Source organism: Streptococcus gingivalis, assembly GCF_035544715.1.
Classification (GTDB): Bacteria; Bacillota; Bacilli; order Lactobacillales; family Streptococcaceae; genus Streptococcus; species Streptococcus gingivalis.
Genome location: NZ_JAYKTO010000001.1, coordinates 92827 through 118437, shown reverse-complemented (window position 1 = coordinate 118437; position 25611 = coordinate 92827). Strand labels below are relative to the sequence as shown.

Sequence of the window (25611 nt, the reverse complement as noted above, 5' to 3'; positions counted from 1 at the left end):
TATGAATAAATTTCTTTAATAATTTATTGACAACTGAAGCTTCTTATAATTTCTTAAACTCACTAGCTTTTACAATAAGCTGATTAAAGATTTGGATTTTTCTCTATTTTTGAACGACCCATTTGGCATCACCATAAACGATCGTAAACGGCCCATCCCCATCTGTTAAATAGTTAATTTTATATATACCAGATTCTCCTGCTTCAAGGACTGTTGGCTGTTTGTAATTTAAAGTATTATTCAACATATAAGCAGATTTGCCATGGCCATCATAGAGATCTACATTTGTATAATCTGGAGTATTTTCAATACTGAGAGGTGTTGTATTCGATAGGGTGAATTCGACGATCAATCGATGTTGTTTTTTCCTTGTATCGATACGGTCTTGATCATCCTGAACATCCAAATTTGGATCGTCTGTTACACTATTCAGTGTAACTTCTAAGCCATTAGCAAATACAACTGGCTCTCCAATTGCATAACTTTTAACAGGATTTTTGGGATTAAAATTCTTTAATTTTTCTTTTATCTTTTGTCCGTCATTATTATTTCCAGATGGGATGGTCCAAAAGATATTATTCTCATCTTGCTTACCATACTGATTATCCCCCTTCATTTGTTGAGGGATTTGTAAGAGAATAGCCAAGTTTTTTAAATCAATTCGAACATCACCTTGATTTGTCACTTCCATTTCAACCGTGAATTCCGTAGGCGAAGTTTTACTATAAGCATAACCGGATAATGAGGTTGCCTCGAAATTTTTGTTAACTAACTGTTGTAAAACTGTTGAAAGCATGATATAGGAAATATGATCATCTCGATTTATTTCTTTTTCAGCATACCTTTGATGGAATTCATCGAGCCAATCATAGAAGGCTTGATTGAAATCTGACTCATTAGGATTTTTATAATATTTATTCCCTCTCGGTAAAAGCTCTGGGAAGTAAGTTGGTACCTGAATGCGAATAAATACTTTGTTTCCCTTAACTGCATAGCCCTTTAATTCATATTTTTTTCCAAAGCTCAATGCATTCGTCATGAGCTTCAAATACATGGGACCATATATTTTGAGGGGGTACTTCTCACCAAGATATTCCACATAAGTATTTGGATCAAAAGTACTACTGTTTTTTTCAATTTTAGGGATAATATAATCGTTCCAGAGTCGAGTATACATATCCTCTTGATTTTTTGCCCCATTGGCCTTGATTACTGTGTCTATTCCCCTTGGATCTACATAGATTCCTTCAACGACCTGCAAAGCTTTTTGAACTCTTCCTTCCTCAGATAGAGAGACTTCATTCGGTTGCTGTCCATATATTGAAATACCATCGCTATCATCTGACCTCATATATTGTGGAAGTTTTTCAAACGTTATGTATCTGATACTGTTCTTTGCATCCCAATCAAATGTTGCTGCAGGTCCTGTCTTGTCAAAATGAATGTTTTTTCGATCGATTTTCTTCTGTACTTCTTTATTCGAAGAACCTTGTTTTTCTACAGTTCCTTGTTTGCAGGCACTCAAACATACTGGTATAAGTACCGAACATAAGACAAGGCCCCATTTTATTTTCTTCTTCATTTCATCTCCTCCTAATCTCTTCCTCATTTTACCACCAATCCCCCCTTTTGTCAGTCAAATAGATAGAGGCTGGGACAAAAGTCCTAGCCTCTCAATTATTTTTGGATTGTCGAGCAAGACGCAGTGGTTGAGTGGGCTCTACTACGCTGATTTCATCAGCTTTTACAGCCCTACTCAACTGTGCGGAGGTGGGACGACGAAATCGAATTCTAACGAATTACCGATTTCTATCCCACTCTCTTATTTCATATAAATCATCCCTGTACAGGCTTGCTCTGAAAGTTCGACAAAGCCCAGAGACTGGTAAAAGGCTAGATTCTTCTCGCTCCGTTCTGTGACGAGAAGCCGTTGATAGACATTTGGGAAGTTCGCTAAAGCCTCTTCTAAGAGTTTCCTTCCGATGCCTTGGCGCTGGTGATCTGGTCGCACCAGGAGGTCCTGCACCAACAGTACAGAGTGGCCATCTCCTACCAAACGAATGTAGGCGACGAGCTCTTTCTCATCATAGACGGCCAACTGCCAGAGACTGGCTTTGACAGCTTCTTCTAGCATGGTTGGGTTGTTGGTATAATTGGTCCAACCGACCGAACTGTAGAGTGCGACTAGGTCTGTCATCGCTGGAATTTCTTGTTTGTAATGGAACATCTTAACTCCTTTTTAATCTATAGTGCTGGAAAAAGGCGATATCCCGGTAAGGGGACTCTTGGCAAACAGCTAGCTCCATCTTGAGCATAGACTCTCGCCAGCCTTCTTGGCCCTTGAAGCGATTGTCCTGTAAGGCGTAAAAGACTCGAATTCCTTGGTAGTCCAGAACTTCGAGGGCTTGATCTTCTACTTCTCTATCTAGATAATAGGCCTGTGCCAAACCCATGGAGTGGGTTTCCAGGTCTTGACCTGCTAGGAGATCAAGGGCCTTTTGAGTATCATTTTCAAAGACGACGGTCTGCAGGACGCGGCCAACCTCATTGTGCTTAACGATAGAGAGCAGGCCTCCTGGTTTTAAGAGACGGGTGAATTCCTTGAGAACATCCTTGCGATCCTCCACATACTCCAAGACATTGTGGCAGAGAATGACATCAAAGCTAGCATCTTCAAGACTTGCTAACTGGTCCAGACTCCCGACGAGTTGCTGGTAGGGACGGTCCTGGGCCCGAAAAGCCACCATTTCTTCATTGGGTTCCACAGCAAGGACTTCATTGTCTTGCGCCAGGTGGTTGGCTACCAGGCCGAAGCCACTGCCGAAATCGAGCACCCGCTTTCCCTTGATGTCCTTCAATTGTTCAAAAAGGATATCATAATAGATCTGTCCCCAGGGTTGCTGGAGGTTCTCTAAATAGGCTTGAATATTTGCGGCCATCGATCTCCTCCTATTTGAAGTTAAACATCTTGCAGGCTAGCTTGTCCGAGATGCGTGGGAAAAGAGTATAGAGCTTGTGGGTCAGGTTCAAAAGCCAAGGCAGATTGAGCTCACGTTTTGGTTTTCCAAAGCTTTTCACGATCTTCTTAGCCACAAAGTCTGGTTCCAAAATGTAGCGATCCACAGCCTTGACATAGCTTCCGTCTGGGTCTGCCTGATCAAAGAAAGTGGTCCGAATGGGGCCTGGATTGACCGTCGTCACATGGACACCAAAGGGAATGAGTTCCAAACGCAGAGCATTGGAGAAGCCAATGGCCGCATACTTGGTCGCCGAATAAAGGCTGGATTTGGCAGTTGCAACGAGACCCGCCATGCTGACTATATTGACAATGTGCCCCTTGCCTGCTTCCTTCATGTGCGCACCCATCAAGCGTGAAAACTGCATGAGGGCAAAGGTATTGACCTCAAACATCTCCTGCACCTGCTGGTCAGAAATGCGATCAAAAGCCTCAAAAATCCCATAGCCTGCGTTGTTGACCAAGATATCGATCTGCCCGTAGCGCTGATAGAGCTCTTCTACCAAATCTTGGACGGCTGAGGAATCAGTGATATCGATCCCGATGCATTCAGCTTGAGGATGACTGGCATAGAGCTGTTCCAGTTTTTCTTGATTTCTACCTAGAAGAATGAGCCGATCTTCAGGGAGGAGCTTGACCATTTCTTGGGCCAAGCCTCCACTTGCTCCTGTTATGAGAATGGTGCGCATCTTAGATCTCCACTTCTTCCAAATCTTTGACGACATAGACATTTTCAAAAATACTGGACGCATCCTTGCGCAATTGGCTGATGTCTTTTGATAAGAAGCGAGCACTGATGTGGTTGAGAAGAAGGCGCTTGGCCCCTGCTTCACGCGCTACTTCTGCCGCCTGCATATTGGTCGAGTGGCCGTGTTTCTTAGCAATCTTCTCATCGCCCTTGCCATAGGTGGACTCGTGAACTAGCACATCCGCATTGACTGCTAGTCGTACACTAGCATTTGTCTTTCGTGTATCGCCAAGGATGGTGATGACCTTACCAGGTCGAGGAGCTGAAATATAGTCTGCCGCAATGATCTTGGTGCCATCCTCTAATGTAACATCCTGCCCATTTTTAACCTGGCCAAAGAGTGGTCCAAATGGCACTCCTGCTGCCTTGAGCTTGTCAGCATCCAATGTTCCTTCTAGGTCTTTTTGCGTGATGCGATAGCCCACACAGAAGATGGTATGATCCAAAGCTTCTGCATGAACTGTAAATTTATCGGTTTCTAAAATTTTTCCTAGAGAGTTTTCATCAAACTCATGAAAATGGATGCGGTAAGGCAGACGCGAACCCGATACGCGAAGACTGGTCATGACAAAGGATTTGATGCCAGCTGGACCATAAATATCCAGATCCGTCTGCTCTTCATTAGCCTGGAAAGCCCGGCTAGAGAGGAAACCTGGCAAACCAAAAATATGGTCTCCGTGTAGGTGAGTAATAAAGATTTTGCTAACCTTTCGCGGACGAATGGTCGTTTCTAAAATTTGATTCTGTGTCGCCTCGCCACAATCAAAGAGCCAGACTTCATTGATCTCATCTAGTAATTTGAGCGCTAAGCTCGATACATTACGGGCTTTTGAGGGTTGCCCAGCTCCCGTTCCTAAAAATTGAATGTCCATTGTCTACTTTCTATCTATATAAATCATGGCCGTCCGGTTCTCTGAACGGAACGAAAGGTTGAAAGGATAGGCTTGAGCCTGCTCAAGCAGCTCCTCTTGGTTATAACCTGACAGTTTTAAGCGTCCGTCTTCTAAGGTCAACAAGTCAGAAAGGGCTGTGAGGGCCTCCGTTTTAGTGACCACTTCTGGGCCAGCCTCTTGTAGGCAGATCTTGCCATCTTTTTCAAAGACCAAACAATGCGGAAAGATCTCTGCGATTTCAAATAAAGTCGAAGGCGTGATAACTACCACTGGATGTTCAGCAAAGACACAGGCTATCTCTTCATTTACATAGGCCAAGCCATAAGACTGGCCTGATAAGTTGAGGCGGATAAAAGGTTTTTGTTCATCAAAGCTTTTCTGAACTGTGAATAAGTCAAATGCTCGGCTCAAGTCCAAGAAATAATCCATGGCCTCCTTGGGGCTCTTCTTTTGGTAGAGCTCAGCGAAATAAGCGTTGATCACACTTGGCGGAGGTGTAATCACACGGAGACGCAAGTCCTCAGGGATGGTGCTTAAAAGATTGGTCAGATAGACCCGATCGAGGCTAGTATAACCTCCATATTTTATCGCTAAATCAACGTAATCCGTCATAAAATTCTTCCAACTTCCACTTATTTTTCTCTGCGATATATCCTTGAATGACCTCGACATCCTCTTCAAATTCGCGCTGGTCAATGATCGCAACTGTTTCTAGATCATGTGTCCGATAAGATTTTGAAAAGGGAACGCGAATGGTAAAGGGAACAAAGAGTTCTCTCAATTTTTCTAGAAGCAAAGCCTGGAGATCTTCACGGGCTGTCTCAGAGCGTGCTGAAATCAAGCTAAAAGGTGTCTGGGTTGGTGTAAAGTCTGCTACTTTATCTGCTTTGTTGTAAAGCGTCAAGCGAGGGATCTCCAGCATATCCAGGTCCTTCATGATCGAAAGTACCGTCTTTTCATGCTCTTCATGATTGGGGTCAGATGCATCGATGACATGGACCAGAAGGTCTACATTCTTACTTTCTTCCAAGGTCGACTTAAAGCTTGATACCAACTCTGTTGGCAGATCTTGGATAAAGCCAACCGTATCGGTCAGCGTTACTTGCAGATTGCCTGTTAGATGGATGCTCTTGGTTGTGGCGTCCAAAGTCGCAAAGAGTTCATCGGCTTCATACTGGCTCTTACTGGTCAGCTGATTCATAATGGTCGACTTTCCTGCATTGGTATAGCCGATCAAACCAATCTTGAAAACAGGTGATTCCAAACGTTTTTCACGAAGGGTTTCCCGGTTCTTTTCAACTGCCTTGAGCTGGCGCTCGATATCGGTGATTTGATTGCGAACGCTCCGGCGGTTCAACTCCAACTGACTTTCCCCTGGTCCACGAGAACCAATTCCCCCAGCTTGACGGCTGAGCATGATCCCTTGACCGACAAGACGTGGCAAGAGGTATTTGAGCTGGGCCAAGTGTACCTGCAACTTCCCTTCATGGCTTCTAGCTCGCATGGCAAAGATATCTAAAATCAACTGCATCCGGTCAATGACCTTAACCCCAAGGATTTCTTCTAAGTTGACATTTTGACGGGGGGTCAGGCGGTTATTGACCACCACAGTCGTAATCTCATCTGCTTCGACCATTTGAGCGATTTCTTCGAGTTTTCCTGAGCCGACAAAGGTCTTGGTATCGTACTTCTCCCGCTTTTGTGTATAGGAGCCCCGGACATCTCCACCAGCTGTTTTAGCCAGGCTCGCCAACTCCTCCATAGACATGTCAAAATTGTCCATGCCTTGAAGTTCCACACCGACCAAAAGGATGCGTTCTTGTTTTTTTTCTGTTTCAATCATGCTGTAAAAACTCCTTTACATCTGCAAGAACCTGCTCCTTGAAGTGGGGGGCAGAAATGGCGTAAAATTTTACTTCCATCCGATTTCGAAACCAGGTCAACTGCCGTTTGGCAAAGCGCCGCGTATTGCGCTTGAGGATCTCACTGGCTTCCTCAAGGCTCTGCTCTCCCTTAAAGTAAGGAAAGAGTTCCTTGTAACCAATCCCTTTAGCTGCCTGAACCTCCAGATGGTCATCATAGAGCCACCGAGCTTCATCCAGCAAGCCTTCCTCTAGCATGCGATCTACTCGGCGATTGATGCGCTCATAGATCAAGGATCGATCATCATCTAGACAGATGAGATAGGGTTCATAATCGGTCTCTTCGTTTGCTAGGTCTTTTCCAAAATGCGCAATTTCAAGAGCCCGCATGGCCCGACGGCGATTGAGCTGAGGAATCACAAGTCCTTGCTCCGCCACTCTTTGGTACAAGTCTTCATCCGAAAGCAAGTCCAATTGAGCGCGATAGGCCAGAATCTCTTCATGAGGAACTTCACCACCTAGATGATAACCTTCGAGCAGACTTTGGATGTAAAGACCTGTCCCACCTGCAATGATAGGAAGCTTGCCTCGAGCTGTGATATCCTCAATCGCAGTCTTGGCTTCTCTTACAAAATCAAAAGCCGAGTAAGACTCGGTCACCTCCCGCACATCGATCAAATGATGGGGAGCTGCAGCTTGCTCTTCTGGTGTCGCCTTGGCTGTTCCAATATCCAGCTTGCGATAGACTTGTTGACTATCGCCACTAATGATTTCACCATTGAAGGCTTGCGCCAAATCGATCGCAAGAGCTGTTTTCCCAACAGCAGTAGGTCCCACAATCACAATTATCTTGGTTTTCATCGTTTTTCCTTGCAAAATTCACGTTTTTTCGTTACCATATATTATAACATAAATATTTAAAGTTCAGAAAAGGAGAAATTCTCATGGCTAAAGGATTTGGTAAAGGTTTTGTTACTGGTGTTGCTGGTACAGTTGCTGCTGTCGCAGGTGCAGTTTACACATTCAAGAAAAAAGTAATCGAGCCAGAAGAAAAGAAAGCAGCTTTCATCGAAGAAAACCGCAAAAAAGCAGCACGTCGCCGTGTCTCACACTAATCATTCAAAAAGCTCCGGGCAACCGGGGCTTTTTTTGTATCTGTTAGTTGCTTTTACATTTTAATAAGTCAGTCGAAATATCCAATGAATTAGTCAAGTAATCCCACAATTCTCTATGTCATCATTTACATATTTTTCTTTCCGCAGTGACAAAAGTACCTGAAACAGGAGCTGTTTCAGGTACTCGGAATTATTGAGAGTAAAACAGTTCGGGGAACTGTTTTAGCCTGAGCTAAGAATTTCAAGAGCGAAGGGGCTCAATAATTAGCTATGGAACTTCGTAGAAGTTCGCTGACGTCCGTACTTACCTAAGTAAAGTTTCTATGATGACGTTTGTCTTCAATCTAAAAGCCCCGGGAAACCGGAGCTTTTAGATTGAAATTTCACCGTTCTTTGATCATTTTCGTTGCGATCTCCAAGAGTTCGACTCCCATCTGAAAATGCTCGTCTAATAAATCATAGACGGCATCTTCGGACAAGACACCACATGGTAGATCTGCTGGAAAGTCAGCTTGATTGGACAAGTCCAAATCATCAAAATAGGCCTGACTACTATAATAATCGCGCAGTTGGATATAGCTTTCTTGATGCTCTCTTAGTTGATCCACTGCTTTTTTGGTTTCTTCCAAAGTCTTGGCATAGTCATTCAAATAACCTTCCATTCTTTGGATCCGTTCGATGTTTTCCTGTGCAATTGCCATGATTTACTCCACTTTCACCACTTCTAGATGGGGGCCACCTAAAAGCACGAGGTATTTTTCAACTTGCTCTTTGCCATAAGAACGACGAAGAGCTTCTGCATAGAGATCGAGCTGATCCCGGTAGCGTTCGACCAATTGGCCAGGAACCTTGTAGTGATCCGTCTTGTAATCAAAGAGCAGGATCCGGTCTTCTAGCACCAAGTAACCATCCAAGATCCCCCGCACGACGAAGTCCTCACCACTGGCTGGATCTTTCTTCAGCATGGCAAAGGGAGCTTCACGCCGGACTTGAGAGGCCTCTTTTTGAAGCAAGGTTCCCAAAGGTGTCTCATAGAAAGCAAGGATGGCCTCTAGCTTGATGCGGGCTTTGACCGCTGGCTCTGCTTGGACTTGCTCCAAGGCTTGATGCAGCGTATCCAGCGTGATTTCTTCTCCAAGAGGCACGCGCTGCATGAGTTCATGGACAGCACTACCGACCTGGGCTCCTGTCACGGCTTTTTCTTGACCAAAAGTTGGAAGCTCAAAGTCTGGCGTTACAGGCTTGGCATCCATGATTTGGACGCCATTGGCATCCATGACCGGCTCGTAGAATTTCTTGATCTGACTAGGAGTACGGACACTAGGCAAATGAATAGCCGGAGCATAGAGCTGATTGAGGCGATCAACATTTTCCAAGATATCCAAAGCCCGACGAATATCCTCTGACTGGCGGACATCCTTGAGCCGATCTAGGCGGGAATCCTTCTCTAGTGGCTCCAGCTGATCCGTTGTCAGGTCTTCGTCTGTCACAAAACGCGTGTCATAGGCCAGGGTATTCTTGGCAAACACATCTTGAATAGCAAAGAGCCAGTCCTGATAAGAGGTCCATTCTTTTCGTTTTTCCGGATCCAGCTTGCCATTGCGACTAGTCCCCCAATCAGTATCGCGCAGTTTGTCCTCACGGCCTTTTCCAACCAGATAGAGCTTGAGCTCGGCCCGTGTCATAGCAACATATAGAAGACGCATTTGCTCTGAAATCGTGGCTAATTTTGTTTCTTCCACATTGCCTTGGTAGCAAGGCGTTTCGATCTGCAGGCGGATGCTTTCAGGGGTGGCTGGATTTTCGGTCTCAACTGGCAGGTTGGCAATGTATTTAAAACCAATCCCTTTTTGACGGCTGAGAATAATCGGTCCCGATTGATCCTTGCGGTTAAAGGCCTTGTCCATATTGAGAATAAAGACATACTTGAATTCCAGCCCCTTACTCTTATGAACCGTCATGAGCTGGACGGCATCTTTGGGTGCTGCCAGAGGAACGCTGGCCAAATCGTGTTCATTTTCGATCACCTTATCGATCATGGCAATGAAGCGCGACAATCCCTTAAAGCTGGCCTTCTCATAATCATTGGCCCGAAGCGTCAAGGCATAGAGGTTGGCCTGGCGCTGGGCACCATTTGGAAGGGCGCCAACATAGTCGTAGTAATAGCGATCCTCATAGATTTTCCACAGCAAATCATAGAGCGAATGAGTTTTTGCCATAGCACGCCAAGAAGATAAAACCTTGATGAAGTTCTCGATTTTAGCTAGGAGCTTGGCATCGATCAGATTGGCATGCTCTGCAGTTTTTTCAAGGGCTAACTGGACCTTGTGATAGAAGGCCACCTGCTTTTGCTTTGGAAGCGTCTGCAAGGAAATCCGTGCCAACTCATCTTCATCAAAGTCAAACATAGGGGATTTCATGAGGGCTACTAAGGGATAATCATGCAAAGGGTTGTTAATGGTCCGCAAGGTATCCAACATGACCATCACTTCCAGTGACTCAAGATAATGCGCCTGTCCGCTATCTGCCACAATCGGAATCTGGTACTGGTCAAAGGCTTCCAGAATCGCGTCATTTCGCGTTCGAGTCGCGGTCAAGAGAGTGATCTCTTTAAAAGGCACTTTTTCCACCCGATGGAGACGTAAAATTTCTTTGATGACAAGGAGAATTTCTCCCTTGGAAATCGTCTCGACACCAAGGGTAGCTTCCTCGTCTTCAGTCTTTTCTTCCTGGTCTTGGCTGCCATCATAGAGCAAAAATTCTGCCCGATGTTGTGGCAAGGCCATCCGCTGCTTGTCGCTTCCTGCAACCAGATAGTGGGTTTGATTGTAGTCAATCTCGCCCACCTCTTCATCCATCAAATGGCGAAAGACATCATTGGTCGCGTCCAATACCTCCACATGACTACGGAAATTTTCCTTGAGGAGGATCAACCGCCCTTTCGCCCCTTCTTCTTGGTAGGCCTTAAATTTATCATTAAAAATCTGTGGATCTGCCTGACGGAAGCGGTAAATGGATTGCTTGATATCTCCCACCATGAAGCGATTGTGGCCATTTGACAGCAAGTCCAACATCCGCTCTTGGGTGTGGTTGGTATCCTGGTACTCATCGACCATGACCTCATGATAGCGCTCTTGATAGGCTTGTCTCACCTCTGGGAATTGCTCTAAAATTTGAATGGCAAAATGACTGATATCCCCAAATTCATAAGCTTTTTCTTGGATTTTTCGTTCCAGATAAGCGTGAGAAAAGTCTCTGATAAAGTCCCGGAGCAAGGAGAGCATGGGGCCTGCTTCTTGGTGGAAGGTTTGTTGAAATTCCAGCTGATAGAGCTGATTTTCCAAGTCTCTGAGGCGATTGATATGTATGGTTTTATCCTGGTTATAGGCTGTGACTAACTCTTTCAACTCTTCCTTACGGGCTCTGTTGGTCAAAGCTCCCCCATTTGAAGCCCGACTAATCGCGACGACAGCTTTTAGGACAGAGGTCAGTTGCTTTTTATTGGTGCGACCTGTCAGGCTTCCAATCTGATCGAGCACCTCTTCTACAGCTTCCAAATATTTGGCCTTACCAAATGCTTGGCCCTCATTGGACAAATGAAAGGCAAAAAAGCTTTCTACCTCATAGAGGGCCTGCTGGATGCTCTCCATCAGAGTAGCTTCCACCTGGTCAAAATCGGTCTCTTCATAACCTTTTAGGAAATGCTCTTCCAGCCATTTCTCCGGATCACTGGTCGACTGAAGAAAGTCATAGATCTGGTAGATCTGTTCTTTAAACAAGGTCAAATTTTTGCGCTGCCCCGTGAAATTCTTGACCATCTGCACAAAGGCTTCTTGGTTTTCCCCCTGGTAATAGCGGTCAAAAACAGCTTGAAAGACTTCATTTTGTAAGAGGCGTTGCTCACTGGCGTTTTGTAAAATGCGAAACTGGGGTGCCAACCCAAGCAAATAGCCATAGCGCGTTAGGACCTTTTGGGTAAAGGAGTCCATGGTTCCGATATCGCTGGTGGCGACATCTGCGATTTGACGGGCCAGGTGTTGCTTGAGCTCTGGATCATCGCTCGCTTGCAGGGCTTTTCCAAGTTCACTTTCCAAACGATCCTTGAGCTCTCCTGCTGCCTTGACCGTAAAGGTCGAGATAAAGAGTTCCTTAATCGAGATGCCTCGCTGGATCTGATCCAAAATCCTTTGCACCATGACAAAGGTCTTTCCTGATCCAGCAGAGGCTGACACCAGGATATTGGTCCCCGAACTATAGATGGCATCGATCTGTTCTGGTGTTCGCTTTTGCTCTTTGGTAGAAGCTGCCTCTTGGGCCTGAAGGGCCTTGATTTCTTCTCTTGTCAAAAATGCTTGTTTGATCATTTGTTCAAGACCTCCTTCATCTTCTCGATCCAAGCGGCTTTCACCTTTTCACCGCGTATGCCTTTTTGGTCTAGTTTGGTCAAGAACCGTGCCTGACCTAGGTGACGATCGGCTTCAAATCCTGTGATAGATTTAAACTGCTCCACAAATGGTGCGATATTGCGCCCATTTTCACTATAGGGATTGATGGCAAATTGCCCCTTGAGAATCCCTTCTGCTGCTGTTTTATAGAGATAAGCGTTGTACAAGAGGAGCAAGTCCAGCTCTTCCTTACTCAGCATCATGGCCTTGTTTTTGTCATAGGCCTCGCCCAGATAAGGCGCCTGATCTGCCATAAAGAGCCCCTTGTACTGTTGACTTTTCATGGTTTGGTTGATGACATCCTCTACTGTCTTGGTCTTTTTCAGATCCACTACAGGATCTCCCATTTCCAAATACATGGCTCCGAAAATCCCCTGCTCCTCTTGGTACTCCTTCAAATCCTGAATCGCAGAAAGATAGGTTGGCAATTGAGAATTCAGTCCATTAAAGAACTTGTCATAGTGGAACTGCGTCAGACTGGACTTGTAGTCCACGACTCCGAGGGCTCCCTGATCCCTCAATTGATCAATGCGATCCACCTTGCCTCGTAGCTGCAGGAGACGGCCATCGGACAATGGATAAGAGGTATGGGTGCTTCCGCCAAAGAGGGTCTCCTCACCGATGGTCTCGATCCCATTTTGCTGGGCGAGGACACGCCCTGTCTTTTTCGCGGTATCAAGAAGCAACTGACGAATAAACTCGGTCTCTCCACTTTCTCCATACAATTGCTGGAACTCAGCTTCTTGGCTGGTTTCTCGAATCGCCTCGTTTAAACGCCGATCAAACGCTTGATCGGAGCCATCTTTTAAGACTTTTTCAAAGATCCGGTGCAGAAAATTCCCATGACTGCGAGCGTCTGGCCGGATGGTTTCATCCTCTTGTAAGCCCAAGACATAGCGCAGATAAAAGGCATACTGGTGCTTGTAGTATTCATTCAAGGCAGAAGAGGATAAGGTCAATGCTTTGCCCTCTGGATAGAGCGCTTGAAGCGTATCCGACTGAAGCTGACGGCTCTTTAATTCCGTTGAAATCTGAGGAATCTGGATGCCTTCAGCGGCTAATTTCTTGCGCAAGACCCGTACCGCCACACCCCAAAAGCTGGCTTCTTCAGGAGACAACTCACTCGTAATTTCTTCTTGATGGAGTTCGATCACGCGCGCTAGGAGGGCCCGGTAGGTCCCGATATCATCACTCGAGGCTTGGGTTTGTTTGGTCGTCCACTCGATGGCAATAGGTTTCTTGGTCAATTCGACAAGGTAAGGAGAGACACTGTCTTCCATTTCATTGACCAAGCTAGGGGCCGATAGGACCAGTTGGTTGGTCGCCGCATTGAGAAGCGAAACTGCCACAAAGCGATTTTTCTTGAGATTTTCGCTGGTCACCACCTGGAGCTCTGCTCCTTCTTGGGTGGCCTCATTCAGTTGCTGGCGCTCTTCTTCACTGAGCAGAGAGGTGTTCTGAGCAATTTTTGGAAAACGCTCCTGGGTCAGCCCGATCGCGTAGACATAAGGCGCTGTCAAGGGTTCAATCAAGTCATAGGACTGAACGGTCACCACATCAACAGTAGCAGGAACTGTCCGGTATTGAGACAATTGCATTCCCGATAATAGGAGGGCCAAAAAGTCATCCACTGTCACCTCTTGGTCCTCAAAGACCAGGTTCAACTCTTCTAAGACATGAAGGAAGGCCTTCCAGACCTGGTCATAGCGCTCCTGCTCCTCCAAGGCTAGATCCTTGATCAAAGCTTGTAGATTCTGAGAAAGTTGGGCCTCTTGCAGAAACTCTGTAAAGGCGGTTAAGAGATGAGTCACCTTTTGTTTGCGCTGTGAAAAGAAAGGGACTAGAGGTTCTACGACACGTTCTCGGAGAGTATTAAGCTTTTCCAAATTAAACTTGCCCTGACGATTGCTAGTAAAAGGCTTGTGAAATTTTGTAGCACCCTTTACTTCCGCAAAGCGAAGGTATTGCTCAAAAGCATCGACTTCTGCTTGCGTCAGATCACTATACAGACCCGTTTTCAATAGATTGATGACATCTTCTGTCTGGTAATTGAACTGCTTGATCCGCCCTAGCGATTCAATGACCTGAATCAAGGGATGGTGGACCATGGCCTCACTTCGTCCCAAGTAAAAGGGGATCTGATACTGGTCAAAAATGGTCTTGAGCTGCAGTTGATAAGCTTCTACATCGCCTAACAAGACCCGAATATCCCGATAGCGTGCCCCATCATGAAGACGCTGACGGATGGATTTGGCAACAAATTCCAACTCTTCTTTTTGCGTATTGGTTTGCCAGAGTTGGATAGCTGTTCGATCTTGGTCCTCCAGCTCATTTTCCACTTGTGAAAAATCGTAGCGCGCTTCTAGCATGCGGGTAATGCGACTAAAGGAGTCTTCGATCACTTGCCCACAATACTGAGGCTGTACCTCAAAAGTCTTAGCCAACTGGAGGAGAAAGTCAACACTGGCCTGGTAAAGATTGCCCTCTCTAAAGCTTGCTCGATAGGCTTTTTCACTGGCATAGACCCCGATGACAATCTCCACTCCTTTTCGGTGAAGGAGACTGATCAAGGCCTCTTCTTCTGCAGAAAAACGCGTGAAGCCATCGACGACGATCGCCACATTCTTTAATTGCTCTTCCAGTTGCCCTTCTTCGACCTGATTGAGGAAAAAGGCCATCTTGGACTGGGATTCATACCGGTGCTTGACCAGCATCTCAGAGACCGCTTCAAAAATCGCCAAGAGGTCCTCTCTTTTTTCAGCTTCCTCTAGCAACTCTAAATCTGTAAAATCCATCTGGGCCGTCTGCAATTCATGATAGAGCTGGACCAATTGCTGGATAAACTGAGGATCCTTGCGCAGGGCCCCGTAAACTTTGAGATCCTGCTCCTTCATCTGGGACAGAGCTTTAAAAAATAGCATACCTAGACCGATGTCATCCAAGGGTTGCTCCTCAAAAACCTGATTCAGGATGAAATAACGGGCCATTTGCGCAAAGCGCGTGACGGTAATGGCAAAAGAAGCCTGACCTTCTAAATAGGACAAGACCTTGGCTTCTTTTTCAAAGGAAAGAGAGTTGGGCGCAATGTAAAACACACGCTTGCCCTGTTCTACTAACCCTACGGCTTCTTGTGTCAGGACCTGGGTCAAGGGGGTCCGAACATCCGTATAGAGTAATTTCATCCGATCCGTTCTCCTTTTGGCATTTTCTTGAGAGCTTGTTATCTTCTTATTATATCATTTTCACAGGAGGGACTAAAGCAAGAAGTCATGCTCCTCTAGGCCCAATATTAGGAGATTTGTGCTACAATAAAAGCTGAAGAGACAGAAAGGATACCACCTATGACCAGCATTTATGATTTTTCTTTAGAAAACCAGAATGGGGAGGAGATTCCCCTTTCTCACTACCAAGGTAAGGTCCTCATCGTGGTCAATACAGCAACAGGCTGTGGCTTGACCCCGCAATACCAAGGACTGCAAGATCTCTACCTGCGCTACCAGGAAAAGGGGCTGGAAATCCTAGACATTCCCTGTAACCAATTCATGGGGCAGGCGCCAGGAACTGCAGAAGAAATCAATAGCTTCTGTAGCCTCAACTACCAGACCACCTTCCCACGATTCGCCAAAGCCAAGGTCAATGGCAAAGAAGCCCTTCCTCTTTATGACTGGCTCAAAAACCAAGCAGCTGGGCCACTGGGCAAACACATCGAATGGAACTTCGCAAAATTTGTCATCGACCGACAAGGCCATGTCGCCCAACGCTTCTCCTCCAAAACAGAACCAGCTGCCATGGAAGACTTGATCCAAGAATTACTTGAGAAATAAGCCAAAAAAGCCTGAGCTAACGCTCAAGCTTTTTTATTATTAATCAATTTCAAGTCCACCGGTGTACAGGCGGTAATAGGTGCCACGTTCTGCCATCAAGGAAGCATGGTTGCCTCGCTCGATAATACGTCCGTGGTCCATTACCATAATCACATCGGAATTGACAATCGTCGATAGACGGTGGGCGATAACAAAGACAGTCCGACCTTCCATCAAGCGGTCCATCCCTTCTTGCACCATCTTCTCTGTCCGTGAGTCAATCGAAGACGTCGCTTCGTCCAGGATCAAGACAGGCGCATTGGCAAGGGCTGCACGGGCAATGGCGATCAATTGTCGTTGACCATTTGATAGGCCAGCCCCATCATCCGTCAAGACTGTCTCATAGCCCTGATCCAAGTGCTTAACAAAGGAATCCACATTGGCAATCCGAGCTGCTTCAAGGATTTCTTCCCGTGTTGCATCAGCACGGCCATAAGCGATGTTTTCCGCAATCGTACCAGTGAATAAGTGGGTATCTTGAAGAACGATTCCGAGGGAACGACGCAGAGAATCTTTCTCAATCAATTTAATATCGATCCCATCATAAGTAATCATTCCGGATTGGATATCATAGAAGCGGTTGATCAAGTTGGTGATGGTTGTCTTTCCTGCACCAGTCGCTCCGACAAAGGCCACTTTTTGACCCTTATCCGCGTACAAGTTGATGCCATGAAGGATTTGTTTCTTCCCATCATAAGAGAAGTCAACATGGTCAAAGACCACATGCCCCACCAGTTTGACCAACTGGTAGCTGCCATTTGGACGAGGGTGTTTCCAAGCCCATTTGTTGGTTTTCTGATCGGTTTCGACCATTTCTCCATCGACCAGTTCATAATTGACCAACGTCACTTTTCCTTGGTCGACTTCTTCTTCTTCGTCCAAAAGATCAAAGACACGATCTCCACCAGCCAAGGCCATGAGGACAAAGTTCAATTGTTGAGAAACCTGGGCAATCGGACCTGTAAAGGAACGGTTCAATTGCAGAAAGGCCATGAGACCACCAATGGTTAAACCACCGACGCCGTTTAGCGCAAATAGTCCCCCGATCAGGGCTGTCAGAACAAAGGAAACATTTCCCAAGTTCCCAAGAATCGGCATGAGGACATTGGCATAGCGATTGGCTAGATAAGAGGATTCAAAGAGCTGGTCATTGATCCGATCAAAATCTTCAATGCTTTCAGATTCGTGCACAAAGGCCTTGACCACTTTTTGACCAGACATCATTTCTTCAATAAAGCCGTTCTCAATCCCCAAGTTCTTTTGTTGGGCCCCAAAGTAACGACCTGATTTACCAGAAACATCCTTGATGATAAAGACCATGACGATAACCATGAAAAGAACAATCAAGAACAGGAGTGGACTAACCGTCAGCATGGTAATCGTTACCCCAAGGATGGTAATCGCTGAGGATAGAAGTTGAGGAATGGATTGTTCAATCGCTTGGCGAAGAGCATCAATATCATTGGTATAGATAGACATGATATCCCCGTGTTGGTGGGTATCAAAGTAACGAACGGGTAGTTTTTGCATGCGAGCAAACAACTGATTTCGAAGACTTCTAAGTGAGTCTTGTGAAACAGTCGCCATGATCAAGGTAAAGCCATAGTTGGCAAGTACCCCGATCAAACAGATCAAACCAACTCGTGTCAAGAAGGACAAGAGCGGTCCAAAATCATGGCTGTTGCTTGTCAGCATGGGCTCCACATAGACGTCGACCAAGGACTGAATCGAAGCTGTCACATTGACCGTCGCAAGTGACGATAGAATGATTAAGATAAAGGAAACAATCAAGGACACCTTGTAGTTTTTCCAAAGGAAGTCGAGCAGGCGAAGGATAGAGCCTAGATTTGCTTTTTTCTTAGTTTTCATCTGCTTCTCCTTTCCCTTGTGTTTGCATTTCATATACTTCTTGGTAGATGGCATTGGTCGCAAGCAATTCCTCGTGACGACCGATCGCATCGATTTGGCCATCATTCATCACGATAATGCGATCTGCATCTTGAATAGAGGAAATCCGTTGACCAATGATGATTTTGGTAGTCTCTTTCAAGCTGGTTGCCAATCCTTGACGGATCAAACTATCCGTCTTGGTATCAACCGCAGACGTCGAATCATCCAAGATCAAGATCTTCGGATTCATGAGAAGGGCACGCGCGATACAGAGACGCTGGCGTTGACCACCAGAGACGTTGGATCCCCCACGCTCAATCATGGTGTCATAACCCTCTTTGAAATCTTGAATAAATTCATCGGCTTGGGCAATCTTACAAGCTGCAATGATCTCTTCATCCGTCGCATCCTTATTTCCCCAGCGCATATTTTCTTTAATCGTACCAGAGAAAAGGACATTGGTCTGAAGAACCATGGCCACTTGCTTACGAAGGGAATCAAGATCGTATTCTTTGACATCGTGGCCTGCTACTGTCACCCGACCAGACTCAACATCATAAAGACGAGGAATCAACTGAACCAAGCTTGATTTCCCTGATCCTGTTCCTCCCAAGATACCAATAACTTCCCCTGAACGAATGGAAAGATTAATCCCTTGCAAGACATGGGTCTTGTCACCATTTTCATCGGTATAAGCAAAGGTCACATCCTCAAAGTTGATCGAACCATCAGCGACTTCTTTGATCCCATTTTCTGGGGAGTCAATCGTCGTTTTGGTCGTTAAGACTTCATTGATCCGCTCGACAGAAGCCATGGAAATCGACAACATGACAAAGATCATCATGAACATCATGAGCGACATGAGAATGGTCATGGTGTAGCTAAACATAGAAGTCAAATTCCCAGTAGAGAGTTGACCACCAACGATCAGATGAGCCCCGATCCAAGAGATCAAAAGGAAAGAAGCATACATGGAAAGCATCATAGCTGGGCTACTCAAGACAACGACACGGATAGCCTTCATAAACATGTTATAAATCAAACGTGAAGCCTTCTTGAATTTAACGGTTTCATCTGCTTCCTTAACGTAAGACTTCACCACTCGCATATTGGTGATGTTTTCCTGAATGCTGTTGTTGAGATTGTCATAAGCTTCAAATACTTCTGTGAAGAGCGGATACACAATCTTCATGATGATGCTTAAGACAGCTGCCAAAAAGATGGTCACATAGACAAAGATCATGGCCATTTCCGCATTGATCATGAAACAAGCTACAATGGCAAAGATCAAATTGAGCGGTGCCCGTACACAGATCCGGATCACCATTTGATAGGCATTTTGCACATTGGTCACATCCGTCATCATCCGAGTGACTAACCCACCTGATGAGAACTGATCAATATTCTCAAATGAGAAGGTTTGAACCTTTTTGAAAATAGCCCGACGAAGGTTTTTGGCAAAACCAGCCGATGCATAGGCGCCATAACGGGCAGACTGCATCCCACAAAAGAGGGAGAGAAAGGCACAGACCAGCATGAGCCCACCGTAAAGCAAAATATTGTTCATGTTTCTTTGTTGAACACCCTGGTCCAAAAGACTCGCCATGACAAAGGGAATCGAAATCTCAAACATGACTTCAAAGACCATGAACAAGGAAGCCAAAAACGAGGGCTTCTTGAATTCTTTGATCTCGGAAATTAAGGATCGAATCATTATTACCTCCAATGTTATTCATACTTTTTCCTGCGGTAGAAGCAAAGCTTCTTTCCATCGAAAATAGGTCAAAACACACAAAATTCCCTGAGGGAAAGACCCTAGGGATTACGCGTTTTTTATAGTCTTCATTGTAACCTAAATTGCAAAAAAATGCAAGATTTTTAGACAGCATCCGTTTTTCTGTTGATCTAGTACAAAAGAGGCTGGGACAAAAGTCCTAGCCTCTCAATTGTTTTTGGATTGTCGAGCAAGACGCAGTGGCTGAGTGGACTCTACTACGCTGATTTTATCAGCTTTTACAGCCCTACTCAACTGTGCGGAGGTGGGACGACGAAATCGAATTCTAACGAATTACCAATTTCTGTCCCACTCTCTTTTCTATTTATTCAGCTAAGAGCACTTCTTTGATGGTTTGTTTTTGGAGTTTTCTGTTGGATAGATAAAAGAGGCTTTCATAAACCACCGCAAAACCGATCAAAGTCCAGAAGCACACATTCCAATCAAAGCTATGCTCAATCTTTTCAGGAACCGTATCTTTGATCACACCGATCAAAATTTCCATGATGCCATATTGGTAAACCGTCCCAAGAACAAATCCTAGATAGGCCCAAAAACGATAGGGGGCGAGAATATGACTTTGGCATTCACGATCGGTGTAGCCGAAAGCCTTCATAAGAGCCAAGGTTTCACGACTTTCTGAGACAACAATCCCCAATGACAAAAAGAGAATCGAGAAAGAAAGGATCAATCCAATCATAATCATCATGGTTTGGATGATATCATCTGTGTAATCCCTGAGGCCAAAGGACAATTGAACCATGGCCGCAAAACACATAGAGCCAAAGACCACAAAAAACAAGATAGATTTTCTCCCCCATATCAGCGATGAGGACAGCTCTTTTAGGAAGGATTTTTCTTTCTTAGGAATCCTCTTTCTCCTTTTGACCTTGATTGGACTTGGGGACTTTTTCAATAAGCGAAGCGCTGGCGTTTGTAGTTGTCTTCTAGCATACCCAATCGCGAGAACCATAAAGAAGGTCGTTGGTAGCATCACCAAAGCAAGCAAAAGCTGCCAGTGAAAATGAATGGTGATTTCTGGCAAAATCCTCTTCTCATTGCGGAAGTCATAAAAATGTCCCATCATGAGAAATGAAGCAAAATAGCCAAGAAGCGCTCCAGCTCCAAAACTGAGTCCAAAGGCCCAAAATCGTTTCGCCAACTGGCTATTGCTGTAGCCCAAAGCCTTTAAAATTCCTAATTGTTCCTTGTGGTCGTCGACAAATTGTTTGATATAAAAACACATGAGAAGGATCGACGTCAAGGACAAGACAACCCCACTGACCATGGCCACCATCCAGGAAAGCGAAACCTGGGCATCATAGTAGGTCTGAATCATCGGATTGGTTTTAGAAATCTCCACCTGCTCGATATCCAGGTAAAAATTCAAGAAGAGATTGGCCACAAAGACTGCACAGGCTCCAATAATACTGACGACAACTAATTTTCGAATATCTTTTACTGAAAACATGGCTTACCATCCAATCTCATAAGCAGTCTGAGGTTGATCATTGGTCACAACTTCGGTAATCTTGCCACTATTGACACGAATGATGGTTTTAGCCATATCCGCAATATTTTGGTTGTGCGTCACCATGATGAGGGTAAAGCCAAGCTTCTCCTTTAATTTCCAGATATAGTCGAGAATCTTTCGCCCTGTTTCTTCATCCAGGGCTCCCGTCGGCTCATCTAAGAAAAGAATCTCTGGCTTTTTGGCCAAGGCCCGAGCAATGGACACTCTCTGCTGTTCCCCACCAGACAATTCACTCGGATACTTGTCCAGCTTATCGCCAAGTCCCAAATCCTCGATGATCTGCAAAAAATCATGATTGTTTGCTAGGTCTGCCCCCATCTTTACATTTTGTCTAACCGTTAGATTCGGTAATAGATAATACTGCTGGAAAATAAAGGCAATCTTCTCACGTCTAAAGGCCGTCAATTGAGCATCCGTGAGTTGTGATAAATCTTGTCCTTGAATGAGGATATGCCCCTCGTCAACCTTTTCTAAGCCTGATAACACATTTAAGAGAGTTGATTTCCCCGATCCAGAAGGACCAAGGATCACCACATCATCCTGGTCTTGAATCTGCAAATCAATTCCTTTTAAAACCTTGGTTTGGCCGTAACTTTTGTGAACATTTTCTAGTTGAATCATTTCTTTCCTACCATTTCTTTGATGAGAGATTGACAAACCTCTGTCAGTAATCCAATCACTTCTTCCATGCCGAACTGATAAATACCAGAAGCAACCATAGAGGCCATCCCGTGTGAGTAAATAAATAGATGCTGGTACAAGCGACTAGCTTCCTCTACAGTCAAAGGATAGTCTGCAACAATCGAATCCAGAACCAATTGGTAACTATGATCCTTCATGGGAAGAAAATCTTGAAAGCGACGAATCGGATCTTTGCTAGGATTTTGGAAAAGCAATTGAAAGAGTTGTGGCTCTTTTGAGGCGAAAAGGATATAAGCAACCCCGACAGATCGAAAAGGTTTCTCATCTTCTAAGGCCTTGCGAATATACTCCACCACGACCATCTCCGCAGCACCAATAACCTCTGCTTGTAACTCAGCCATATTAGCAAATTGCCCAAAAATGACTCTCGGTGTAGCTCCCAGTTTCTCCGCTAAGGCTCTAGCCGTCAAACTAGCCATTCCCTCTTCTTTCACCAATTGTAAAGCTGTCCCAATGATAGCCTCTTTACTATATTTAACCTTGGGTGGCATAAGACTCCTTTCGCGCAACATCCGTTGCGCAACACTTGTTGCATAAAAGAATACCATAAAAAAGAAAGACTTGTCAAGAAAAATCTGAAAATCACAAAACAAAAAACCAGACCACCGATAAGAGTGAAATCTGGTTTACTAACAAGATTCTAAGGCAAATCATTTCCTGCAGCCAAGTAGATTTGGTACCATTCCTTGCGCGTTAGGGTCACTGCTGCTGCTTTCCCTGCTTCAAGGACATGCTGGGGCTTGGTCGTTCCGATGACCGCCTGCATCTTACCAGGATAGCGGAGGACCCAAGCAAGGGCGATAGCTGTCGGTGTGACCTGGTATTTTTTCGCCAAGTCATTGAGGACATGATTGAGAGCTGCAAACTCTTCCTTGCCGACAAAATTCCCCTTGAAATAGCCATGCTGGAGGACAGACCAGGCCTGAATCACAGTATCAGTTAAACGACAATACTCAAAGACACTGCCATCTCGCACGGCTGCTTTTGCCCCTTCCATGTTGACATGAAAACCAGCTTCAAAGCTCGGTGTAAAGGCGGCACTCAACTGCAGCTGGTTGACCTTGAGAGGTTGTTTGACAGCCGTCTTAAGCAATTCCATCATCATGGGATTTTGATTGGACACCCCAAAATGACGAACCTTGCCCGCTTGCTCCAACTGATCAAAAGCTGCTGCCACTTCTTCCGGTTCCATGAGGGCATCCGGTCGGTGAAGGAGGAGACTATCTAAGCGCTCGATCTGCAGACGATCGAGGATGCCATCGACGGAGTCCAAAATATAGTCCTTGGAAAAATCAAAATAGGTAAAACCGTCTTTGCGAATGCCACACTTGGACTGGATCCACATCTGGTTCCGAAGATCCGGACGGCGCTTGAGAACCTTACCCAACAGGACCTCACACTGGCCATCACCATAGATATCCGCTAGGTCAAAGGTGTTAATGCCAATCGACAAGGCTGCCTCTACCAAGGCCTCCACCTCATCTTCACTCATCTGACTGATCCGCATCATCCCAAGGACAATCGTGGACAGACGCTCATTTTCAGCAAACTCAATATAGTTCATGTCCGCCTCCTTTTCTGTAGTTCTATTGTAGTGAAAAGGATTTCAAAAGTCAATTTGAAATCAAAAAGCCCTCAGTTGTAACTGAGAGCTTATCTAATTAGCGATAGCTAAGAGCACGTTTAATGGTCTTCCATGGTCCGAGGTCATCGGTCTGAAGGATCAGGCTCGCATAGATACGAGCGATGAGAACTGTTCCCACGATGGTAAAGAGAACTGCAATTCCCAATGAACCCCAAGATTCAAGACCAGTCGCATAGCCATTGATGGTACGGAAAGGCATGAAGAAGGTTGAGAAGAAAGGAATGTAGGAACCGATTTTCAATAAGAAGACGTCACCGGCACTTCCCAAGGTGGTTACCCCAAGGAAGCTAAAGATAACTAACATCATCAGTGGTGAAATCGCTTTTCCTGAATCTTCTGGTCGTGCAACTGTGGAGCCTAAGAAGGCAGAGAGCACCACATACATAAAGATCCCAAGGATAATGAAGAAGATGGTATTAAGCGAGATCGCTTCTGCTAGGTGTTGGGTAATTGGAGAGTTTGGAGCAAGAATATCCTTGACAACTGGGATATCTGCTCTAAAGATCCAAACAGCTACTAGCCCAACTACATAGACAAAAATATGGGTAAAAATCACTCCGAAGAGTCCGAGCATGCGTGCGAAGAAATAGTCGGTTGCTTTAATACTAGAGAAGACCACTTCCATGATCTTAGTTCCCTTTTCACTAGCCACTTCTTGGGCTGTGATACTCGAGTAGAAGATCAAAATCATATAAAGCAACATTCCTAGACCACCTGCAACCATGGTTTGCACCATTTTCAAGCCTTCTTTTTTCTCATCAATTTTTTCTTTGAGAGAAACCTGTTGAGACAAGGCTGTCAGCTGCTCTTTGCTTAGATTGGCACGCGCTAGATTGATCCCTTGTTGGACCTGGCTTAATTTCGCAGTGACAAGCGATTTTAAATCTGTTTTCATGGCTTGGTCACCCACATAAGTCGCTTCTAGCTGGCCATCTTTTTCATCAACCATTAGGTAAGCAGCTGCTTTCTCATCCTTAATGGCTTTTTTAGCTGCAGCTTCATCCTTGTAGTCCAAGGTCAAGCCATCGGTTCCTTTGAGGCTTTCTTTGACAGCTGGCACTTCTGTCACCAAGGCCACTTGGTTTTTGGCATCTGTAGAAGAACCTGTCAGATAACCGATTCCAATGCTCAATCCTAAAAAGAGGAAGGGACCGAAGACCATGAAGAGGAAACTCCATGATTTCACTTGTCTGATATAGGTTTCTTTCATTACGACAAACATCTGTTTCATACTTCTACTCCTGATTCAAGTTTAAAGATCTCATCAATAGTTGGGGCTTGGTGGTCAAAGGTTGCTAGGTAGTGGCCCTTGGTCAAGCGATCAAATAATTCTGGACCAGCTGATGCATCATCCAAGATCAGCTTCCAAGTCCCTTGCTTGGTCATGCTGACCTTGGTCACGTGTGGCAGAGCTTCTAACTCTTCTTTGCTAAAGTCGTTTGAGACAAAGAGGCGAGTCTTGCCATAGCTATTCCGAACCTCTTGGACAGGCCCTGAAAGGACAACCGAACCATCACGGATCATTAGGATATCATCACACAACTCTTCGACGTTGGTCATGACGTGGTCAGAAAAGATAATGGTGGCCCCACGCTCTTTTTCTTCAAAGATAACCTGCTTGAGCACTTCTGTATTGACCGGATCCAATCCGCTAAACGGTTCATCTAAAATGATCAATTTAGGCTCATGGATCAAGGTGATGATCAATTGCACCTTCTGTTGGTTCCCTTTTGAGAGGCTCTTGATTTTATCGGTTAATTTTCCTTTTACTTGGAGTTTTTCCATCCAGGTCGGTAATTTTTCCTTGACCTCGGCGGTACTCATCCCTTTTAAGGCAGCCAAATAACGGACCTGCTCAAAAATCGTGAGTTTTGGCATAAGACTGCGCTCTTCTGGCAAATAGCCAATTTCCTTGTAAGTCTCTTGGGTAATCGCTTTGCCATATAGGCAAATCTCACCGCTGTAGTCCAAAAAGCGCAGAATACTGTGGAAAATAGTTGTTTTCCCAGCCCCATTTTTCCCAACCAAACCAAGGATATGCCCTTGTTGAGCTGTCAAATCCACTCCAAAGAGGACCTGCTTATCCCCAAAACTCTTTTCTAAATGTCTAATTTCTAACATAGA

The 25611-nt window shown here is 45.2% G+C and carries 21 protein-coding genes; 2 read left to right on the top strand and 19 right to left on the bottom strand.

The window, feature by feature from the left end:
* Positions 1-103 precede the first annotated feature (103 nt).
* The 8 genes from SM122_RS00530 to miaA all read right to left on the bottom strand — a co-directional run bounded on the left by SM122_RS00530 (position 104) and on the right by miaA (position 7380).
* Positions 104-1582 carry a hypothetical protein gene (locus tag SM122_RS00530; protein WP_223345974.1) on the bottom strand — a complete coding sequence of 493 codons (1479 nt, stop codon included), beginning with the start codon at positions 1580-1582 and terminating at the stop codon, positions 104-106.
* A gap of 240 nt (positions 1583-1822) precedes the next feature.
* Positions 1823-2227, bottom strand: coding sequence for a GNAT family N-acetyltransferase (locus SM122_RS00525; RefSeq protein WP_049522952.1), 405 nt, complete (start codon positions 2225-2227; stop codon positions 1823-1825).
* Between the two features lies 1 nt (position 2228).
* Entirely contained in the window at positions 2229-2939 is a 711-nt protein-coding gene (locus SM122_RS00520) for a methyltransferase domain-containing protein (protein ID WP_324737677.1), read from the bottom strand.
* Between the two features lie 10 nt (positions 2940-2949).
* Positions 2950-3705, bottom strand: coding sequence for an SDR family NAD(P)-dependent oxidoreductase (locus SM122_RS00515; protein ID WP_324737676.1), 756 nt, complete (start codon positions 3703-3705; stop codon positions 2950-2952).
* Between the two features lies 1 nt (position 3706).
* Complete coding sequence (rnz, locus tag SM122_RS00510; RefSeq protein WP_324737675.1) at positions 3707-4636, bottom strand: ribonuclease Z; 930 nt, start codon at positions 4634-4636, stop codon at positions 3707-3709.
* Positions 4637-4639: 3 nt separating this feature from the next.
* Positions 4640-5269: a cystathionine beta-lyase gene (locus SM122_RS00505; RefSeq protein WP_324737674.1), complete on the bottom strand. Its 630-nt coding sequence runs from the start codon at positions 5267-5269 to the stop codon at positions 4640-4642.
* The gene (gene hflX / locus SM122_RS00500; protein WP_031576943.1) at positions 5253-6500 is read right to left on the bottom strand and encodes a GTPase HflX; all 1248 of its coding nucleotides are present in this window, start codon (positions 6498-6500) and stop codon (positions 5253-5255) included. The genes SM122_RS00505 and hflX overlap by 17 nt, the downstream gene beginning before the upstream one ends.
* A complete protein-coding gene (miaA, locus tag SM122_RS00495; protein ID WP_324737673.1) occupies positions 6493-7380 on the bottom strand; it encodes a tRNA (adenosine(37)-N6)-dimethylallyltransferase MiaA in 888 nt (295 codons plus the stop codon). Before miaA ends, hflX begins: the two co-directional genes overlap by 8 nt.
* Before the next feature lie 83 nt (positions 7381-7463).
* Between miaA and SM122_RS00490 the strand changes: the two genes are divergently transcribed.
* Positions 7464-7634: a DUF3042 family protein gene (locus SM122_RS00490; protein WP_003014881.1), complete on the top strand. Its 171-nt coding sequence runs from the start codon at positions 7464-7466 to the stop codon at positions 7632-7634.
* Between the two features lie 383 nt (positions 7635-8017).
* Here the strand turns inward: SM122_RS00490 and SM122_RS00485 are convergent, their stop codons facing one another.
* The 3 genes from SM122_RS00485 to rexB are packed head-to-tail and all read right to left on the bottom strand — an operon-like array spanning position 8018 to position 15261.
* Positions 8018-8335: a DUF4298 domain-containing protein gene (locus SM122_RS00485; protein ID WP_049522948.1), complete on the bottom strand. Its 318-nt coding sequence runs from the start codon at positions 8333-8335 to the stop codon at positions 8018-8020.
* Between the two features lie 3 nt (positions 8336-8338).
* Positions 8339-11998: a helicase-exonuclease AddAB subunit AddA gene (gene addA / locus SM122_RS00480; protein ID WP_324737672.1), complete on the bottom strand. Its 3660-nt coding sequence runs from the start codon at positions 11996-11998 to the stop codon at positions 8339-8341.
* Entirely contained in the window at positions 11995-15261 is a 3267-nt protein-coding gene (gene rexB / locus SM122_RS00475) for an ATP-dependent nuclease subunit B (RefSeq protein ID WP_324737671.1), read from the bottom strand. The genes addA and rexB overlap by 4 nt, the downstream gene beginning before the upstream one ends.
* Before the next feature lie 159 nt (positions 15262-15420).
* On the opposite strand from rexB, the gene SM122_RS00470 reads away from it, so the two are divergent.
* Complete coding sequence (locus SM122_RS00470; protein ID WP_272157568.1) at positions 15421-15903, top strand: glutathione peroxidase; 483 nt, start codon at positions 15421-15423, stop codon at positions 15901-15903.
* Positions 15904-15942: 39 nt separating this feature from the next.
* On the opposite strand, the gene SM122_RS00465 is transcribed toward SM122_RS00470, so the two are convergent.
* The 8 genes from SM122_RS00465 to SM122_RS00430 all read right to left on the bottom strand — a co-directional run bounded on the left by SM122_RS00465 (position 15943) and on the right by SM122_RS00430 (position 25608).
* Entirely contained in the window at positions 15943-17811 is a 1869-nt protein-coding gene (locus tag SM122_RS00465; protein WP_049475321.1) for an ABC transporter ATP-binding protein, read from the bottom strand.
* Entirely contained in the window at positions 17801-19546 is a 1746-nt protein-coding gene (locus SM122_RS00460; RefSeq protein WP_070587175.1) for an ABC transporter ATP-binding protein, read from the bottom strand. The genes SM122_RS00465 and SM122_RS00460 overlap by 11 nt, the downstream gene beginning before the upstream one ends.
* A gap of 385 nt (positions 19547-19931) precedes the next feature.
* Entirely contained in the window at positions 19932-21077 is a 1146-nt protein-coding gene (locus SM122_RS00455) for an FtsX-like permease family protein (protein ID WP_324737670.1), read from the bottom strand.
* Positions 21078-21080: 3 nt separating this feature from the next.
* Positions 21081-21761: an ABC transporter ATP-binding protein gene (locus SM122_RS00450; RefSeq protein ID WP_070587170.1), complete on the bottom strand. Its 681-nt coding sequence runs from the start codon at positions 21759-21761 to the stop codon at positions 21081-21083.
* Positions 21758-22333, bottom strand: coding sequence for a TetR/AcrR family transcriptional regulator (locus SM122_RS00445; protein WP_155169484.1), 576 nt, complete (start codon positions 22331-22333; stop codon positions 21758-21760). The genes SM122_RS00450 and SM122_RS00445 overlap by 4 nt, the downstream gene beginning before the upstream one ends.
* Positions 22334-22482: 149 nt before the next feature.
* The gene (locus SM122_RS00440; RefSeq protein ID WP_049482730.1) at positions 22483-23406 is read right to left on the bottom strand and encodes an aldo/keto reductase; all 924 of its coding nucleotides are present in this window, start codon (positions 23404-23406) and stop codon (positions 22483-22485) included.
* Positions 23407-23503: 97 nt separating this feature from the next.
* On the bottom strand, positions 23504-24718 hold the full coding sequence (locus SM122_RS00435; RefSeq protein ID WP_324737669.1) for an ABC transporter permease: 1215 nt from the start codon (positions 24716-24718) through the stop codon (positions 23504-23506).
* Positions 24715-25608, bottom strand: coding sequence for an ABC transporter ATP-binding protein (locus SM122_RS00430; protein ID WP_129824085.1), 894 nt, complete (start codon positions 25606-25608; stop codon positions 24715-24717). The genes SM122_RS00435 and SM122_RS00430 overlap by 4 nt, the downstream gene beginning before the upstream one ends.
* Positions 25609-25611 lie beyond the last annotated feature (3 nt).